General features: G+C 67.5%; 16 protein-coding genes. 12 read left to right on the top strand and 4 right to left on the bottom strand.

Translation table 11 applies throughout. From position 1 onward, the window contains the following. Positions 1-90: 90 nt before the first annotated feature. Positions 91-921 carry a ferritin-like domain-containing protein gene (locus tag ACN5KJ_RS09845; protein WP_418593672.1) on the bottom strand — a complete coding sequence of 277 codons (831 nt, stop codon included), beginning with the start codon at positions 919-921 and terminating at the stop codon, positions 91-93. Positions 922-1,023: 102 nt separating this feature from the next. Continuing rightward, entirely contained in the window at positions 1,024-1,473 is a 450-nt protein-coding gene (locus ACN5KJ_RS09850) for a peroxiredoxin (protein ID WP_347165214.1), read from the bottom strand. Positions 1,474-1,566: 93 nt separating this feature from the next. Here ACN5KJ_RS09850 and ACN5KJ_RS09855 point away from each other — a divergent pair, with 93 nt between their 5' ends. The 5 genes from ACN5KJ_RS09855 to lpdA all read left to right on the top strand — a co-directional run bounded on the left by ACN5KJ_RS09855 (position 1,567) and on the right by lpdA (position 9,472). Continuing rightward, positions 1,567-4,890, top strand: a complete 3,324-nt coding sequence (locus ACN5KJ_RS09855) for an AsmA-like C-terminal region-containing protein (RefSeq protein ID WP_418593674.1) — start codon at positions 1,567-1,569, stop codon at positions 4,888-4,890. Positions 4,891-4,907: 17 nt separating this feature from the next. Next, positions 4,908-5,966, top strand: a complete 1,059-nt coding sequence (gene queA, locus ACN5KJ_RS09860) for a tRNA preQ1(34) S-adenosylmethionine ribosyltransferase-isomerase QueA (protein ID WP_418593676.1) — start codon at positions 4,908-4,910, stop codon at positions 5,964-5,966. A gap of 111 nt (positions 5,967-6,077) precedes the next feature. Then, entirely contained in the window at positions 6,078-7,337 is a 1,260-nt protein-coding gene (locus tag ACN5KJ_RS09865) for an MFS transporter (protein ID WP_418593677.1), read from the top strand. 106 nt (positions 7,338-7,443) lie between these two features. Continuing rightward, positions 7,444-8,022, top strand: coding sequence for a DUF924 family protein (locus ACN5KJ_RS09870; protein WP_347165209.1), 579 nt, complete (start codon positions 7,444-7,446; stop codon positions 8,020-8,022). A 67-nt stretch (positions 8,023-8,089) separates the two neighbouring features. Further along, the gene (gene lpdA, locus ACN5KJ_RS09875) at positions 8,090-9,472 is read left to right on the top strand and encodes a dihydrolipoyl dehydrogenase (protein ID WP_418593679.1); all 1,383 of its coding nucleotides are present in this window, start codon (positions 8,090-8,092) and stop codon (positions 9,470-9,472) included. An 82-nt stretch (positions 9,473-9,554) separates the two neighbouring features. Here lpdA and ACN5KJ_RS09880 read toward each other — a convergent pair whose 3' ends face one another. Together ACN5KJ_RS09880 and ACN5KJ_RS09885 are read right to left on the bottom strand one after the other, a co-directional pair. Continuing rightward, entirely contained in the window at positions 9,555-9,836 is a 282-nt protein-coding gene (locus tag ACN5KJ_RS09880; RefSeq protein ID WP_418593680.1) for a hypothetical protein, read from the bottom strand. Positions 9,837-9,842: 6 nt separating this feature from the next. Then, entirely contained in the window at positions 9,843-10,496 is a 654-nt protein-coding gene (locus tag ACN5KJ_RS09885) for an alpha/beta hydrolase (protein WP_418593681.1), read from the bottom strand. Between the two features lie 166 nt (positions 10,497-10,662). Here ACN5KJ_RS09885 and ACN5KJ_RS09890 point away from each other — a divergent pair, with 166 nt between their 5' ends. From ACN5KJ_RS09890 to ACN5KJ_RS09920, 7 genes are all read left to right on the top strand, one after another. Then, positions 10,663-11,127, top strand: coding sequence for an Rrf2 family transcriptional regulator (locus ACN5KJ_RS09890; RefSeq protein ID WP_031323111.1), 465 nt, complete (start codon positions 10,663-10,665; stop codon positions 11,125-11,127). A 117-nt stretch (positions 11,128-11,244) separates the two neighbouring features. Continuing rightward, positions 11,245-12,288 carry a cysteine desulfurase family protein gene (locus tag ACN5KJ_RS09895; RefSeq protein ID WP_418593682.1) on the top strand — a complete coding sequence of 348 codons (1,044 nt, stop codon included), beginning with the start codon at positions 11,245-11,247 and terminating at the stop codon, positions 12,286-12,288. Between the two features lie 16 nt (positions 12,289-12,304). Further along, positions 12,305-13,837 (top strand): Fe-S cluster assembly protein SufB, encoded by a 1,533-nt coding sequence (gene sufB / locus ACN5KJ_RS09900; protein WP_347165204.1) that lies wholly within the window; start codon positions 12,305-12,307, stop codon positions 13,835-13,837. 51 nt (positions 13,838-13,888) lie between these two features. Next, a complete protein-coding gene (locus ACN5KJ_RS09905) occupies positions 13,889-14,416 on the top strand; it encodes an FkbM family methyltransferase (RefSeq protein ID WP_418593684.1) in 528 nt (175 codons plus the stop codon). Then, on the top strand, positions 14,413-14,724 hold the full coding sequence (locus tag ACN5KJ_RS09910; RefSeq protein ID WP_023852418.1) for a heavy metal-binding domain-containing protein: 312 nt from the start codon (positions 14,413-14,415) through the stop codon (positions 14,722-14,724). The genes ACN5KJ_RS09905 and ACN5KJ_RS09910 overlap by 4 nt, the downstream gene beginning before the upstream one ends. 154 nt (positions 14,725-14,878) lie before the next feature. Then, on the top strand, positions 14,879-15,634 hold the full coding sequence (gene sufC / locus ACN5KJ_RS09915) for a Fe-S cluster assembly ATPase SufC (RefSeq protein WP_206563437.1): 756 nt from the start codon (positions 14,879-14,881) through the stop codon (positions 15,632-15,634). Then, positions 15,635-16,912 carry a SufB/SufD family protein gene (locus ACN5KJ_RS09920; RefSeq protein WP_418593685.1) on the top strand — a complete coding sequence of 426 codons (1,278 nt, stop codon included), beginning with the start codon at positions 15,635-15,637 and terminating at the stop codon, positions 16,910-16,912. Positions 16,913-16,932: the final 20 nt, after the last annotated feature.

A 16,932-nucleotide genomic window follows, 5' to 3' on the forward strand; every position in this document is an offset into this window, starting at 1 on the left:
TATCGGCGCAATTGTCACGACGCAAGATTTTTGGTCCGGCGATTCGCTTTGACCGGCAGGATGTGGCCAAAGCGGCAAAAAACCGCTTATTCAACGGCTTCGCTTGGGGATCTCGTCCGCCAGGGGCCAGTAGAAGTCCGGCGGCAGCCCGGCCTCGGCCCGTTTCTCTTCGTTGAACGGCGGCTTCAAGGCCCCGTGGAAATATTTCCCGACCAGTGTGTGAAAGACGTCTTTCGGGTCATGGTCGTGCCGTCCGCAGAGGAAATGGAACCACTTTGACCCATAGGCCACGTGCCCGACCTCTTCGGCATAGATGGTCTTCAATGCCGCGACCGCGCTCTCGGCCCCGGCCTTTTCGAAGACCGCGATCATGCCCGGGGTGACGTCCAGGCCGCGCGCCTCCAGCACCATGGGCACCACGGCAAGGCGCCCCATGAAGTCCTCCGCCGTGTCCTCTGCGGCGCGCCACATGCCGGCATGGGCGGGCAGGGCGCCGTAGTGGCTGCCCATCTCTTCGAGGCAGTCGCAGACCAGGTTGAAGTGCTTGGCCTCCTCGTCGCCGCATTTCACCCAGTCGTCGTAGAAACCCATGGGCATGGGAATGTCGGTAAAACGCGCAAGGATGTCCCAGTGCAGGTCCACCGCGTTCAGCTCGATATGGGCGACCGCGTGCAACAGCGCGATCCGCCCCTGCGGCGAGCCGGGCCGGCGCCGCGGCACGTCGCGGGGATCCAGCAGCGCGGGCTCGGCGGGCCGGGCCGGACGCATCGGCGGCGCGGCCCGGCCCAGCGGGATCGCGCGCCCCTCGGCGCGGGCGGCGAACCAGGTGGCCGCGTGGCGCCGCGCCAGCGCCGTCTTGGCGCGCCCCTCCGCCGTGGTCAGCACCTCGACGGCCATTTCGCTCAATGTCTGCCCGGACATGCCGCCGCTCCTGCTTCTTCTGTCCAAAAATATCCCGGGGGAGTCCCGAAGGGACGGGGGCAGGGCCCCCGCACCGCCCGCATAGGGCAGAAAGGCCGGGGTTTACAGTGCCTTCACCGCCTCCAGCACCTCTTCGGCATGGCCCGGCACCTTCACCTTGCGCCACTCCTTCGCGATCCGCCCCTCGGCGTCGATCAGGAAGGTCGAGCGTTCGATGCCCATGAAGGTCTTGCCGTACATCTTCTTTTCCTTCCACACCCCGAAGGCCTCGGACAGGTCGGACCCCTCGTCCGACAGCAGCGGCACGGTCAGGGCCTTCTTGGCCATGAATTTCTCGTGACTGGCAAGGCTGTCCTTCGAGATGCCGTAGACCTTTGCGCCCGCCGCCTCGAAGGCGGGCTTCAGCGCGGAAAAGGCCTCGTTCTCCTTGGTGCAGCCCGAGGTGTCGTCACGCGGGTAGAAGAACAGCACCACCGGGGCCCCGCGCAGGGCCGATAGGGTGACCTCTCCCTCCGTCGAGGGCAGCGTGAAATCGCGAACCGTGTCTGTCATGCCTGTCTCCTGTCGTGGCTTGCGCTATACTCGCGGTCAAACTCGGCCTGACAGGGCCGGGGTCAAGGCCAAATCGAACAGAGCGGGCAGGTATTGAGCGCGGACCGGACCCCAGAACAGCCGCAGCAGAAGGCGGCGCAGGATCGCCGGACGCGGCGCAGGCGCCGTCGTCGCCGGGGCGGCTTTGCCGTTCTGCTGGTGCTTTTCGTGCTGACCGCCGGCGCCGGGCTGGGGGCGCTCTGGGCGGTGGGCAGGCCGGTGGATGCGCCGCCATGGGTGCGCGACCGCATCGAGGCGCGGCTGACCGACAGCCTGCCGGGGCTGGATATCGACTTTGGCCGGATGAGCCTGCTGATCCAGCGCAGCGGTCTTGCGCGGGTCATCCTTTGGGACGTCGAGATCGACAACGACCGGGGCGAGCGCATCGCGCAGCTTGCGGATATCGAGGCGGGCCTGTCGCCCTCGGCGCTGTTGCGCGGGCGTGTCGCGCTGCGCGAAGTGCAGGTGTCCGGGGCCTTCCTCACCATGACCCGCGACCCGCAGGGGCGCTTCGGGCTGGCACTTGGCGATGCCTTCGCCGCCGGGACAGAGGTGCCCGATGTGGCGCAGATGATCGGTCGCGTCGACAGGCTGCTTCAGGACCCGCGCCTTGCCGGGCTCGACCTCTTCGAGGCAGACGGTCTGACCCTGCGCTTCGAGGACCAGCGCGCGCGGCGCGGCTGGACGGCGGACGGCGGGCGGGTGCAGCTTCTGCGCGACGCCGACAGGCTGCACCTTGCGGGCGACGTGGCGCTTCTTGGAGGCGGTTCGGGCGTGGCCACGGTGGAGCTGGATGCCTCCAGCCCATTCGGCGAGAACCGGCTCGACTTCGCCCTGTCGCTGCAGAACCTGCCCGCGCAGGACATCGCCACGCAGACCCCCGCGCTGGCCTGGCTGGGCGATGTCGAGGCGCCGATCTCGGGCTCCCTGCGCTCGGCCTTCGAAGCGGACGGCAGCCTTGGCCCGATGCAGGCGCGGCTGGAAATCGGCGCCGGGGTCCTGCAACCCAACCGGGCCACCCGGCCGCTGAAGTTCGACGGCGCGCATACGGTTTTCGCCTTCGATCCCGACAGCGGCATCCTGACCTTCGACGAGGCGGAGGTGGACACCAGCCTGGGCCGGATCGGCGCCCGCGGAGAGGCGCGGCTGCGCGGGCTGGACAGCGGCTGGCCCGAGGGGCTGACCGGCCAGTTCACCCTGCGCGACGCGGAGCTGGCGGGCGGCCTGCTGATGGACCGCGCCATCGCGGTCTCGGGGGCCAGTCTCGCCTTCAAGGTCGACCTCGCGCCCTTCACCTTCACCCTGGGCGCGCTGCGGTCGACCGATCCGCGCTTTCCGCTTCAGGCGAAGGGCCGGGCAGAGGCGCGGCCCGACGGCTGGGACCTGAGCCTCGACACCACGGTGAGCCGGACCACCGCCGCGCATGTTCTGGCCTACTGGCCGGAAGACTTCCGCCCGAACACCCGACGCTGGGTGGCCGAGAACGTCCGGTCCGGCATCCTGCACGACATCGCCTTCGCGCTGCGCCTTGCGCCGGGCGCCGAAGAGCCCGAGACCTTCCTCGACCTTTCCTTCTCGGAGGGGCAGCTGACCTACAACCGGCGCCTGCCCGCGGTGCAGGGCGGGTCGGGTCGCCTGACCATTCAGGGGCAGCGGCTGGGCGTGCGGGTCGACAGCGGCCTGATCGAGCCAGAGCAGGGCGGCGCGCTCGACGTCGCGGGCAGCGCCTTCGTCATCGCCGACCTGAAGGCCCAGCCGCAGGTCGGAGAGATCCGCCTGAATGCGAAGGGCAGCGCCACCGCCGCCCTGTCCTACCTCGACAACGAGGCCTGGCGGATCCTGGAAAAGACCGGGCGGGACGCCTCTCTGGCCACCGGGCGGGCCGAGGTCACCGGGCGCATCGCGCTGCCGCTGATCCGCGGCCTGAAGCTGCCCGAGGTTACGCTGGATCTTGCCGGGACGCTGCACGACGTCGAAAGCGACCAGCTTGTCGCGGGCAGGGTGCTGGCCGCCGAACGGCTGGAGATGCGCACCGACGGCGACAGCCTGCGCATCGGCGGCGATGTCACGCTGGACGGGGTCGCCGCGACCGGCACATGGAAGCAGCCGCTGACCGGCGGTGGCGACGGGCAGGTGACGGCAGACGTCGCGCTGAGCGCGGCCAACCTCGCGACGCTGGGGGTTTCCCTGCCCCGGGGCATGGTCTCGGGCAGTGGCCGGGGCGCGCTGACGGTCGACCTGCCCAAGGGCGCCGCGCCGCGCTTTGCGCTGGAAAGCAACCTTGCGGGGCTGGCCCTGGGCATTCCGCAGATCGGCTGGTCGCTGGGCCGGGGAAGCACCGGGCAGCTGCGCGTCTCGGGGGCGCTGACGCAGCCCGTGACGGTGGACCGCCTCGCGCTCTCGGGCGGCGGGCTGGAGGCCGAGGGCCGCCTGCATCTGGCCCCCGGCGGCGCGCTGGACCGGCTGGACCTCAGCCGCCTCAGCGTCGGCGACTGGATGGATGTGGCCGGGCGCCTGCGCGGGCGCGGCGCCGGGCAGGCCCCGGCGGTCGAGCTGACCTCTGGCAGCATCGACCTGCGCCGCGCGCCCTTCGGCATGGGCGGCGGATCGGGCTCCGGTGGCGGGGCGGGCGGCGGGGCGCCGCTGTCGCTGGCGCTGGACCGCTTGCAGGTGACCGACAGCATCGAGCTGCGCGACTTCCGCGGCACCTTCGCCACCGCGCGCGGGCTGGAAGGCCGTTTCGAGGGCGCGCTTGCGGGCCGCGCGCCGATCAAGGGCGAGGCGGTGCCCCAGAACGGCGCTGCCGCCTTCCGCATCCGGGGCGAGGACGCGGGTGACGTGCTGCGCTACGCGGGCTTCCTGAAGACGGTGCAGGATGGCACCTTCAGCCTGGACCTCGCGCCGCTGCGCGGGCAGGCGGGCAGCTTCGACGGGCTGCTGCGGATCGAGGGCGCGCGCCTGCAGAAGGCGCCCATCGTCGCCTCGCTGCTCGATGGCATCAGTGTCGTCGGCCTGATCGACCAACTGAACGGCCCCGGCATCTTCTTTTCCGAGGTCGAGGCGCGCTTCCGCCTGTCGCCGTCGCGGGTGGTGGTCTCGCGCTCCAGCGCGGTGGGCCCCTCCATGGGCATCTCGCTGGACGGCTATTACGACCTCGCGGCGCGGCAGATGGACATGCAGGGGGTGCTGTCGCCGATCTACATCGTCAATGGCATCGGGCGGATCTTCTCGCGCAAGGGCGAGGGGCTAATCGGCTTCAACTTCAACCTGCGCGGCGCGGTGGACGCGCCAAGGGTTGCGGTCAATCCGCTTTCGGTGTTCACGCCGGGCATGTTCCGCGACATCTTCCGGCGCCCGCCGCCAGAGCTGTCGCAATAAGCCCGGCGGAGCCTGCAATGAAACTCAGCGATTTCGACTTCGACCTGCCTGAAAGCCTGATTGCCACGCGGCCCGCGCGGCCCCGGTCCTCGGCGCGTCTGCTTGTGGCGGAGGGCGATGCCCTCACCGATGCGGTGGTCACGGACCTGACCCGCTGGCTGCGCCCCGGCGACCGGCTGATCCTCAACGATACCAGGGTCTTGCCGGCGCGACTTCACGGGATACGCAAACGCTCCGGCGAGGCCGGAGAGACCGAGGCCCGTATCGACGTGACCCTGCTGGAGCCGCAGGCGGATGGCGCGTGGACGGCGCTGGTGAAGCCGCTGAAGAAGGTGCGAGACGGCGAGGACATCATTTTTTCCAGCGACTTGTCCGCCACGCTTGAGGCGCGACACGAAGGGCAGGCCGTGCTGCGCTTCAACCTGACGGGCGAGGATTTCGACGCGGCCCTGAACGCGGCGGGCGCGATGCCGCTGCCGCCCTACATTGCCGCGAAACGGGCCGCAGACGCGCAGGACCACGAGGATTACCAGACCGTCTGGGCGCGCCATCGCGGCGCGGTCGCCGCGCCCACGGCCTCGCTGCATTTCGACGCCCCGCTGCTGGAGCGGCTGCGCGCGCATGGCGTGGACTTCACCCATGTCACGCTGCACGTGGGGGCGGGCACCTTTCTGCCGGTCAAGGTCGAGGACGTGACGACGCACCGGATGCACGGCGAATGGGGCGAGGTCACCGAAGAGGCCGCTGCCGAGATCGCCGCGACCCGCGCGGCGGGCGGGCGGATCATTCCCGTCGGCACCACGGCACTGCGGCTGATCGAGACCGCCGCGCGGTCTGGCCGGATCGCGCCCTATGCGGGGGTGACGGATATCTTCATCTATCCGGGTTTCACCTTCCACGTGACCGACGCGCTGATGACCAATTTCCACCTGCCGAAATCGACGCTGCTCATGCTGGTTTCCGCCCTCATGGGGCAGGAGCGGATGCGCCGGGTCTACGATCATGCCGTCACCGAGGGGTACCGGTTCTTTTCCTACGGCGATGCCTCGCTGCTGATCCCGCCGGATCGCGCCTGATCCCGGAAAGCTGGTCGCTTCGCGACACCGAATCGTGGCAGGGGTCGCTAAGCGACCAGAGCGCGCCGCCCGGTTCCTGACAGACCCGGGGTACAAGACACCGGAGGTCCCATGTACCACGTCATCACCACCGCCTGGCCGCTGCTGCTGGGCATGCTGCTTCTGATGGTGGGCAACGGCCTGCAGGGCTCGTTGCTGGGTGTGCGCGGCTCGGCAGAGGGCTTTTCCGCGGCGACCATGTCGATCGTCATGGCGGGTTACTTCGCGGGCTTCCTGATCGCCTCGCGCAGCGTGCCGAACATGATCCGCCGCGTCGGGCACGTTCGGGTCTTCGCCGCGCTGGGGTCCTTCATCTCGGCGGCGCTGATCCTGTTTCCGGCCTTCCGCGACCCCATCGCATGGACGCTGGGCCGGGTGGTCCTGGGGTTCTGCTTCTGCGGGGTCTACATCACCGCCGAAAGCTGGCTGAACAACGCCACCTCGAACGAAACCCGGGGCCAGACGTTGTCGGCCTACATGATCGTGCAGATGGCGGGCATCATCATCGCGCAGGGCGTTCTGCTGATCCCGGATGCCACGGGCTTTTTGCTGTTCGTCATCCCCTCGGTGCTGGTTTCGATCTCTTTCGCGCCGATCCTGCTGACGATCCAGCCCACCCCGGCCTTCGAATCCACCAAGCCCAAGACCCTGAAAGAGCTCTACGCCGTCTCGCCGCTGGGCATGGTGGGCATGTTCCTGCTGGGCGGGGTCTTCTCCGCGCAGTTCGGCATGGCGGCGGTCTACGGCACACAGGCCGGGCTGACGCTGGGGCAGATCTCGATCTTCGTCGCCACCTTCTACATCGGCGCGCTCTTGATGCAGTATCCGCTGGGCTGGCTGTCGGACCGCTTCGACCGGCGGCGGCTGATCATGATGGTGGCCGCGCTCGGCGCCGCGGCGGCGGCGGTGGCGATCTTCGCGGGCGGGGCCTTCCCCATCCTCGTGACCTGCGCCTTCGTGGTCGGCGGCTGTTCCAACCCGCTGTATTCGCTGCTGATCGCCTATACCAACGACTTCCTCGAGCCGGAGGACATGGCCGGTGCCTCGGCCGGTCTGCTGTTCGTGAACGGCGTGGGCGCCGTGGCCGGCCCGCTGATCATCGGCTGGGGCATGCAACAGATCGGCCCCGCGGGCTTCTTCGTGCTGATCACCGTTCTGATGTCGGCGGTCTCGCTTTACGCGCTGTACCGGATGACGCAGCGGCCCGCGCATTCCGTCGAGGAGCAGACCGCCTATGCCAAGGTCATGCCCTCCGCCTCGCCCATCGCGGTCGAGATTGCGCAGGACTACTACATCGACCGGTCCGGTGACGAAGAGGAAGAAGAGGAGTGACGCCCCCGATCTGTCAGACATTGACAGAATTCGTGATTGGGGTCAGGGCCTTCGCTCGCATAATGCTTGGACCTGTGGAGCGGGTCATGTGTGACTGGAGAGGACGATGACAAAGCCCGAAGAGGTTCTGGGATTCTGGCTCGACGAGGTCGGAGCCAAGGGGTGGTACGCGCAGGACGACGCGCTTGACGCGGAGATCACCGCGCGTTTCGGTGCCGCGTGGGAAGGGCTGATGGAGGGGCGTTTCGGCCTGTGGCTGACGCATCCCAGCGGCGTTCTGGCCTATATCATCCTGGCCGATCAGTTCCCCCGCAACATGTTCCGTGGCGAGGCCCGGGCCTTTGCCTCGGACCGGGTGGCGCTGGCGGTGGCCAAGCAGGCGATCCATCGCGGCTGGGACATGAAGATCGACGGGCCCGCGCGGCAGTTCTTCTACCTGCCGCTGATGCATTCGGAAAACCTCTGCGATCAGGACCGCTGCGTGCGCCTGATCAAGGAGCGTCTGGACGGTGGCGACAACCTGCTGCACGCGCGCGTGCACCGCGAGGTGATCCGCCAGTTCGGGCGCTTCCCCTACCGCAATGCGGCGCTGGACCGGCGCACCACGGCGGCAGAGGCCGAATTCACCGAGAACGGCGGATACGGCGCGCTTCTGCGCGAGGTGCAGGCGGTCGAGGCCGCCTGACGCTTTCGCTTTGCTCCCGCGCCCTCCGTCCCGTAGCCTTGGGCGGATGGCGGCAGGGAGGGCACGCATGGCTTCGCAGACATTCGACATGGTGGTGGTGGGCGCAGGCCCCGGGGGCTATGTCGCCGCCATTCGCGGCGCGCAGCTTGGCCTGACGGTCTGCGTGGTGGAACGCGAGCACCTCGGCGGCATCTGCCTGAACTGGGGCTGTATCCCGACCAAGGCGCTTCTGCGTTCTGCCGAGGTCTTTCACCTGATGCAAAGGGCCGGGGAATTCGGCCTGACGGCCGAGGGGCTGGGCTTCGACCTGGACAGGGTGGTGGCGCGCTCGCGCGGGATCGCGAAGCAGCTGAACCAGGGTGTCGGGCATCTGCTGAAGAAGAACGGGGTCACCGTTGTGATGGGCGAGGCGCGGCTGGAGGGTCCGCGCCGCGTGGTGGTCGGAGACCGCGTGCTCGAGGCCGGTGCGGTGGTGCTGGCCACCGGGGCCCGCGCCCGGGACCTGCCGGGGCTGGAGGCCGACGGCAAGCGGGTCTGGAGCTACCGCCACGCGCTGCAGCCGCCGCATATGCCCAAACGCCTGCTGGTTATCGGCTCGGGCGCCATCGGGATCGAGTTCGCCAGCTTCTACAATGCGCTCGGCGCCGAGGTGACGGTGGTCGAGGTGATGGACCGCATCCTGCCCGCCGAGGATGCCGAGATCGCCGCCTTTGCCAGGAAGCAGTTCGTGAAGCAGGGCATGACGGTGCTGGAGGGGGCGACGGTCACCGCGCTGGACCGGCAGGCGGGGGAGGTTGTGGCCTCTGTGGATAAATCCGGGGATAAGTCAAGGCTCGCGGTCGATGCGGTCATCTCGGCGGTCGGAATTGTCGGAAATGTGGAAGGTCTGGGGCTGGAAGAGCTGGGCGTGCGGGTCGAGAAGACCCATGTCGTGACCGACCGCCACTGCCGCACCGGGGTCGACGGGCTTTATGCCATCGGCGATCTGGCCGGGGCTCCCTGGCTGGCGCATAAGGCCAGCCACGAGGGGGTGATGGTCGCCGAGCTGATCGCCGGGGGCGATCCGCACCCGGTCGCGCCGGACAGCATCGCCGGCTGTACCTATTGCCAGCCGCAGGTCGCCTCGGTCGGGCTGACCGAGGCAGAGGCAAAGGCCGCGGGGCACGAGATCCGCGTCGGGCGCTTCCCCTTCATCGGCAATGGCAAGGCCATCGCGCTGGGGGAGGCCGAGGGCATGGTCAAGACGATCTTCGATGCGAAGACCGGCGCGCTTCTGGGCGCGCATATGGTCGGCGCCGAGGTGACGGAGCTGATCCAGGGCTACGTGATCGGGCGGCAGCTGGAGACCACCGAAGAGGACCTGATGCAGACGGTCTTTCCGCACCCGACGCTGTCGGAGATGATGCACGAAAGCGTTCTGGATGCATGGGGCCGGGCGATCCACTTCTGAGCCCGGGCACCCGGCCTGCGGGGGCGCCGAATTCCGGTGCGGAATTCGGGCCGGTTTCTTTGCAAGAAACCGGCGCCCGGCCTCAGAGGTGCTTGTTGTCGGTGCCCGGGGCCAGCGCCTCGGGCAGATCCTCGCCGCGCCGCCTGGCTTCAAGGGCGCGCTCGACATGCTCGTTCAGGAAACTCCGCGCCCGGCGCTCGGCCAGCCGGATGCGCACCGCGGCGCGGAAGATTTCCTCTGACGAGGGCGAAGAGGCGCCCAGCACCGCCGCCACCTGATCCGGCAGGTTCTCGTCGCCGAGTGCGTCCATCGCCTTGATGGTGTCGCGGGCCAGCTTGTCTGCAAGATCGTCGACGACGGACATAGGCGTTTACCTCGTGGTTTCGGTCAGGCGCCGCTTCACGTAGCCGGTGACCGAGCCGATCATCGTGTCCATGTGCGGCTCTTCGAAGAAATGGCCGGAGCCGTCGATTTCCTCGTGGGTGATCGAGATGCCCTTCTGCTCGTGCAGCTTATTGACCAGGCCGCGCGTGTCGGCGGGCGGCGCAACGCGGTCGTTGGTGCCGTTGATGATCAGTCCCGACGAGGGGCAGGGCGCGAGGAACGAGAAGTCGTACATGTTGGCGGGCGGCGAGACCGAGACGAAGCCGGTGATCTCGGGGCGCCGCATCAGGAGCTGCATGCCGATCCATGCGCCGAAGGAGAAACCGGCGACCCAGCAATGCTTGGAGTTCTGGTTCATCGACTGCAGGTAGTCGAGGGCCGAGGCCGCGTCGGACAATTCGCCCACGCCCTGATCGTATTCGCCCTGGCTGCGGCCGACGCCGCGGAAGTTGAACCGCAGCACCGTGAAGCCCATCTTGTAGAAGGCGTAATGCAGGTTGTAGACCACCTTGTTGTTCATCGTCCCGCCGAACTGCGGGTGCGGATGAAGCACGATGGCAATCGGCGCATCGCGGTCTTTTTGCGGATGGTAACGGCCTTCGAGGCGGCCTTCGGGTCCGGGAAAGATGACCTCGGGCATGGGGTGGTGGCACTCCTGTACGTGATGTCCGGGCCGGCAGGGGCGCATTCTTGACGCATCCGCTCTGCCACCTTAGACAATTTCCGATCCGGGCTGCCCGGGTCGGGGCTTTGCAGCAGATAGGCAATCGGGCCGTCAAGGTCAAATTGTTCCGGGGGAACCGCGCATGAAGCTGAGTACAAAGGGCCGCTATGCCATGGTGGCGCTGGCCGATATCGCCCTGCAGGCGGAGGATGCGCTGGTGACGCTGGCGGATATCTCGCGCCGTCAGGACGTGTCGCTGTCCTACCTGGAACAGCTGTTCGTGAAGCTGCGCCGCGCCGGGCTGGTGGAATCGGTGCGCGGGCCGGGCGGCGGCTACCGGCTGGCGCGCTCGGCCAGCGATATCCGCATCGTCGACGTGCTGGCGGCGGTCGACGAGACCGTGGATGCGATGCACAAGGGGGCGGGCGCCTCGGGGGGCATGTCGGGATCCAAGGCCCAGTCCATGACCAACCGGTTGTGGCAGAGCCTGTCGGCGCAGGTCTATGTCTTTTTGCACCAGACGCGGCTGTCGGACGTGGTGGGCAACGGCCTTGCGCCATGCCCTGCGGTGCCGAACCTGTTTGCGGTGGTGGACGACGACCGCTAGAGGGGGCGCCTGATGCGGGTTCGGGACGGGGGCGCTGCCGTCGCCATTGTCTCTCGGACCAATGGTGCGACAATGGCGACCCCGGAATAATTTTGGACAGAAGAAGCAGGGGCGCGCGTGGAACGGGTCTATCTTGACTGGAATGCGACGGCGCCTTTGCGGGCCGAGGCGCGCGAGGCGATGGTCCGGGCGATGGACCTGGTCGGCAACCCCTCCTCGGTGCATGCCGAGGGGCGGGCGGCGAAGTCGCTGGTCGAGAAGGCCCGCGCGCAGGTTGCGGCGGCCTTCGGTGCGGAGGGGGCGGATGTGGTGTTCGTCTCCGGCGCCACCGAGGCGGCGGCGCTGGCCTGTGCGGGGCGGGGCCTTCTGGCGGGGGATGTGGAGCACGATGCGGTGGCGGCCTGGGTCGATCCGGTGCTGCCGGTGTCGCGGGACGGGGCCGTATCGGTCGGGGATCCGGGACGGGTGGCGCTGCAGGCGGCCAATTCCGAAACCGGGGTCGTTCAGGTTCTGCCGCAGGGGCTGGCGGTGGTGGATGCCACGCAGGCCTGGGGCAAACTGCCGCTGGCCTTCAACTGGATGGGCTGCCAGATGGCGCTGGCCTCGGCGCACAAGCTGGGCGGGCCAAAGGGGATCGGTGCGCTGATTCTGCGGCGCGGGACCGACCTGGCGGCGCAGATCCGCGGCGGCGGGCAGGAAATGGGGCGGCGCTCGGGCACCGAAAATATCATAGGAATCGCAGGGTTCGGCGCGGCGGCAGAGGCGGCGGCGCGCGATCTGGCGGAGGGCGCTTGGGAAAGCGTTGCAAAACTTAGAGCGATTCTAGAAAATGGGATTGAGGTTGCGTCAAAAGAGACTATTTTTGTCGGGAAAGACGCGGATCGCCTGCCGAACACCTCTTGTTTTGCCACCCCCGGGTGGAAGGGAGAGACGCAGGTGATGCAGATGGATCTGGCGGGCTTCGCGATCAGCGCGGGCAGCGCCTGTTCGTCCGGCAAGGTCCGCGCCAGCCGCGTGCTGCGCGCGATGGGATATGACGAGGTCACGGCAAGCTCGGCCATCCGGGTGAGCCTTGGACCCTCGACGACGGAAGATGAGGTCGCGCGCTTCTGCGAGGCCTGGGAACAGAAGGTTCGGCGGCACCGCGCGCGGTCCGCCTGATAGGAAGGGTATACGCATGACGGCGTTCGACAAGGTGACGGTCAAGGACGGTGTGGATCAGCAGACGGTGGATGCCGTCGAGCAGGTGTCCACCTACAAACACGGCTGGAATACCGAGATCGAGATGGAATACGCGCCGAAGGGGCTGACCCCGGACATCGTGCGCCTGATCTCGGAGAAGAACGAAGAGCCGCAGTGGATGACCGACTGGCGTCTGGCGGCCTATGACCGCTGGCTGCAGAAGGAAGAGCCCGACTGGGCCATGGTCGACTACCCCGAGATCGACTTCCAGAACCAGTATTACTATGCCCGTCCCAAGAGCATGACGGAGAAGCCGAAGTCGCTGGACGAGGTCGACCCCAAGCTGCTGGAGACCTATGAAAAGCTGGGCATTCCGCTGAAGGAGCAGATGATCCTTGCAGGCGTCGAGGGCGCCGAGGCGACCCCGGCGGACGCGCGCAGCTCGAACCGCAAGGTGGCGGTGGACGCGGTCTTCGACTCGGTGTCCGTGGGCACGACCTTCCAGAAGGAGCTGCGCGAGGCAGGGGTCATCTTCTGCTCGATCTCCGAGGCGATCCGCGAGCATCCCGAACTGGTGAAGAAATACCTCGGCTCGGTCGTGCCGGTCAGCGACAACTTCTATGCCACGCTGAACTCTGCCGTCTTCTCGGACGGCTCCTTCGTCTACGTGCCGCCGGGCGTGCGCTGCCCGATGGAGCTGTCGACCTATTTCCGCATCAACGCCGAGAACACCGGCCAGTTCGAGCGGACGCTGATCATTGCCGACAAGGGGTCGTATGTCTCTTACCTCGAAGGCTGCACCGCGCCGCAGCGCGACACCGCGCAGCTGCATGCGGCGGTGGTCGAGATCATCGTCGAGGAAGACGCCGAGGTGAAATACTCCACGGTGCAGAACTGGTTCCCGGGCGACGAGAACGGCAAGGGCGGCATCTACAACTTCGTGACCAAGCGCGCCGATTGCCGGGGTGACCGGGCCAAGGTGATGTGGACGCAGGTTGAAACCGGCTCTGCGGTGACCTGGAAATACCCGTCGTGCATCCTGCGCGGGGCGGAATCGCAGGGCGAGTTCTACTCGATCGCGATCACCAACGGGCACCAGCAGGCCGACACCGGCACCAAGATGATCCATCTGGGCCGCGATACGAAATCGCGGATCGTGTCCAAGGGCATCAGTGCGGGGGTGGCGCAGAACACCTATCGCGGGCTGGTGTCGATGCACCCGAAGGCGAAGAATTCGCGCAACTACACCCAGTGCGACTCGCTGCTGATCGGCGACAAATGCGGCGCGCATACGGTCCCGTATATCGAGGTGAAGAACAACTCGAGCCGCGTCGAGCATGAGGCCACAACGTCCAAGGTGGACGACGACCAGCTGTTCTACTGCCGCCAGCGCGGCATGGACGAGGAAGAGGCCGTCGCTCTGGTGGTCAACGGCTTCTGCCGCGAGGTGCTTCAGGCACTGCCGATGGAGTTCGCCATGGAAGCGCAGCAGCTGGTTGCCATCTCTCTCGAAGGGTCGGTGGGCTGACGGGGCCGGGGGCGGTTCGCCGTCCCGCTCTGCGCTGCGGAAGGTTGTGACATGACCGGAACCCTCTCCATGCCCGCGCCCGAGACGACGGGGGCCGAGTACTTCGACCTCGGCGCCGCGCAGGTCACGGGGATCGAGCCGATACCGCTGGCGCCTCTGGCCGCGAATGTGGTGCCGAACGGGCTGACCGGTGTGAACCGCATGGAGGCGCCTGGCATCGGGCTGGGCGCCGAAAGCGAGGGCGGCCTCTTCATGAAGCGTCGCGACCGCAACCTTGGCGGCACCATGATGCAGCGCGGCAAGGGCGGCGATCTTCAGGTCGATGCGGGCGATGTGCTGTTTGCGGAGGACCGCTTCGACCTGATCAAGATCGACGTCGAGGGCATGGAGATGGAGGTGCTGGCGGGGCTGGAACCGACCGTGGCCCGCTGCCGCCCGCTGATCTTCATCAAGGTGGAGGATGCCAATGCCGGGGCTTTCCGGGCATGGGCGGCAGAGCGGGGCTACACCCCGGTCTGCGACAAGCGCCACTATGGCGGCAACATGAACTTCCTGATGAAACCCGGAGCGGCCTCATGATCGTCACCACCACACCCACCGTCGAAGGTTACCAGATCGCCGAATACAAGGGCATCGTCGTGGGCGAGGCGATCCTTGGGGCGAACGTGTTCCGCGACATCTTTGCCGGGATCACCGACATCATCGGCGGACGCTCGGGCGCCTACGAGGCCTCGCTGCAAGAGGCCCGCGACACCGCCCTGCGCGAGCTGGAAGAGCGCGCCGCAAGCCGGGGTGCCAATGCGGTGGTCGGCGTCGATCTCGATTACGAGGTCATCAACAACATGCTCATGGTCTCGGCCAGCGGCACCGCCGTGGTGCTGGGCTGAGGCCGCCGAACCCCGCGCCGGAAGGCGCATGACGAACCCCGCGCGCCCCGGCGCGCAACCCGAACACCGCGCAGGAGTCTGCGCAACACGAACACCGCGCAGCACGCTGCGCAGATCGAACAGGCCCCTGACGGGGCAGACGAAAGGACGAAAGATGCTTGAGATCAAGAACCTGCACGTGAAGCTGGAAGAAGAGGACAAGCAGATCCTCAAGGGCGTGAACCTGACTGTCGAGGCGGGCAAGGTGCATGCGATCATGGGGCCGAACGGCTCGGGCAAGTCGACGCTGTCCTACGTGCTGTCGGGCCGTGACGGCTATGAGGTGACCGAGGGTTCCGCCACGCTGCTGGGCGAGGAAATCCTCGATATGGAGCCCGAAGAGCGCGCCGCCGCCGGCCTGTTCCTTGCCTTCCAGTACCCGGTCGAGATCCCGGGCGTCGGCAACATGACCTTCCTGCGCACCGCGGTGAACGCACAGCGCAAGGCGCGTGGCGAGGAAGAAATGTCCTCGACCGACTTCCTCAAGACCATCCGCGCCAAGGCGGCAGAGCTGAAGATCGACGCCGATATGCTGAAGCGCCCGGTGAACGTGGGCTTCTCGGGCGGCGAGAAGAAGCGCAACGAGATCCTGCAGATGGCTATGCTGGAACCCAAGATGTGCATCCTCGACGAGACCGACTCGGGCCTTGACGTGGACGCGATGAAGCTGGTGTCCGACGGCGTGAACGCGCTGCGCGACGAGGGGCGCGGCTTCCTTGTGATCACGCACTACCAGCGCCTTCTGGACCACATCAAGCCGGACGTCGTGCACATCATGGCCGATGGCCGCATCATCAAGACCGGCGGACCGGAGCTGGCCCTCGAGGTCGAGACCAACGGCTACGCGGACCTGATCGCGGAGGAGGCGTAAATGGCTTTGCCCCAGGCGAAACAGACCGCAACCGACGCACGGCTTGCCGCGCTGACCCTGCCCGAGGGCGGCTGGTCCGCGCCTGCGCGCCGCGACGCGTTGTCCCGGGTGCAGGCCATGGGCCTGCCCGGTGCGCGCGACGAGTACTGGAAGTTCACCCGCCCCGAAACGCTGAACGCGGTCGAGGCGCCCGAGGCCGAGGCCTTCGAAGCCCACGAGGCGCCGATCTTCGGCGAACGCGAGCGGCTGCAGATCGTCTTTGTCGACGGTGTCTTCGACGCCGAGGCCTCTGACGATTTCTCGCTGGAAGGGGTGGAAATCGCCCGTCTGGCCGATGTCGCGGATATCCACTGGGCGCAGGACCTCTATGGCACGCTCGAGGCCAAGGGTCAGAACCCGGTGCAGCGGCCCTACGCGGCGCTGAACACCGCCTTTGCCACCGATGGCCTGCTGATCCACGTGACCGGCAAGCCCTCGAAGCCGATCCACATCACCTACACGCACAAGGAAACGCGCTCAGACGCGATCCTGCACCACGTGGTGAAGGTCGATGCGGGCTGCGAGGCGACGATCCTTGAAAACGGTCCCGCCGCCGCGCGTTTCAACCATGTGATCGAGGCGGATATCGCCGAGGGCGGCGCGCTGCATCACGTCCGCGCGCAGGGCCGTGACCACGCGCGCCGCGCGGTGACGCATGTCTTTGCCCGTCTGGCGCAGGAAAGCACCTTCAAGAGCTTCACCCTGACCATGAACGGCGTGCTGACCCGCAACGAGGCGGTGATCGAGTTCACCGGCGACGACGCGGTGGCCCATGTCGCGGGCGCCTGCATGGGCGACGGCGATTTCCACCACGACGACACGGTCTTCATCACCCATGACGCGGTGAACTGCGAGTCGCGTCAGGTCTTCAAGAAGGTGCTGCGCAACGGCGCCACCGGCGTCTTCCAGGGCAAGATCCTGGTGCAGCCCGACGCGCAGAAGACCGACGGCTACCAGATCTCGCAAAGCCTCTTGCTGGACGGGGACAGCCAGTTCCTGGCCAAGCCCGAGCTTGAGATCTACGCCGACGACGTGGCCTGTTCGCACGGGTCCACCTCTGGCGCCATCGACGAGGACAGCCTGTTCTACCTGCGGGCCCGCGGCGTGCCGCGCGGCATCGCCGAGGACATGATGACCATCGCCTTCATCGCCGAAGCCGTGCAGGAGATCGAGGACGAGAGCCTGCGCGAAGAACTGGTGGACCGCGTCGAGGCCTGGCTGGCCCGTCGTCGGGCCTGAGCCGAAGGAGGGCAGGGCGC

The sequence above is a fragment of the Ponticoccus sp. (in: a-proteobacteria) genome, assembly GCF_048381735.1.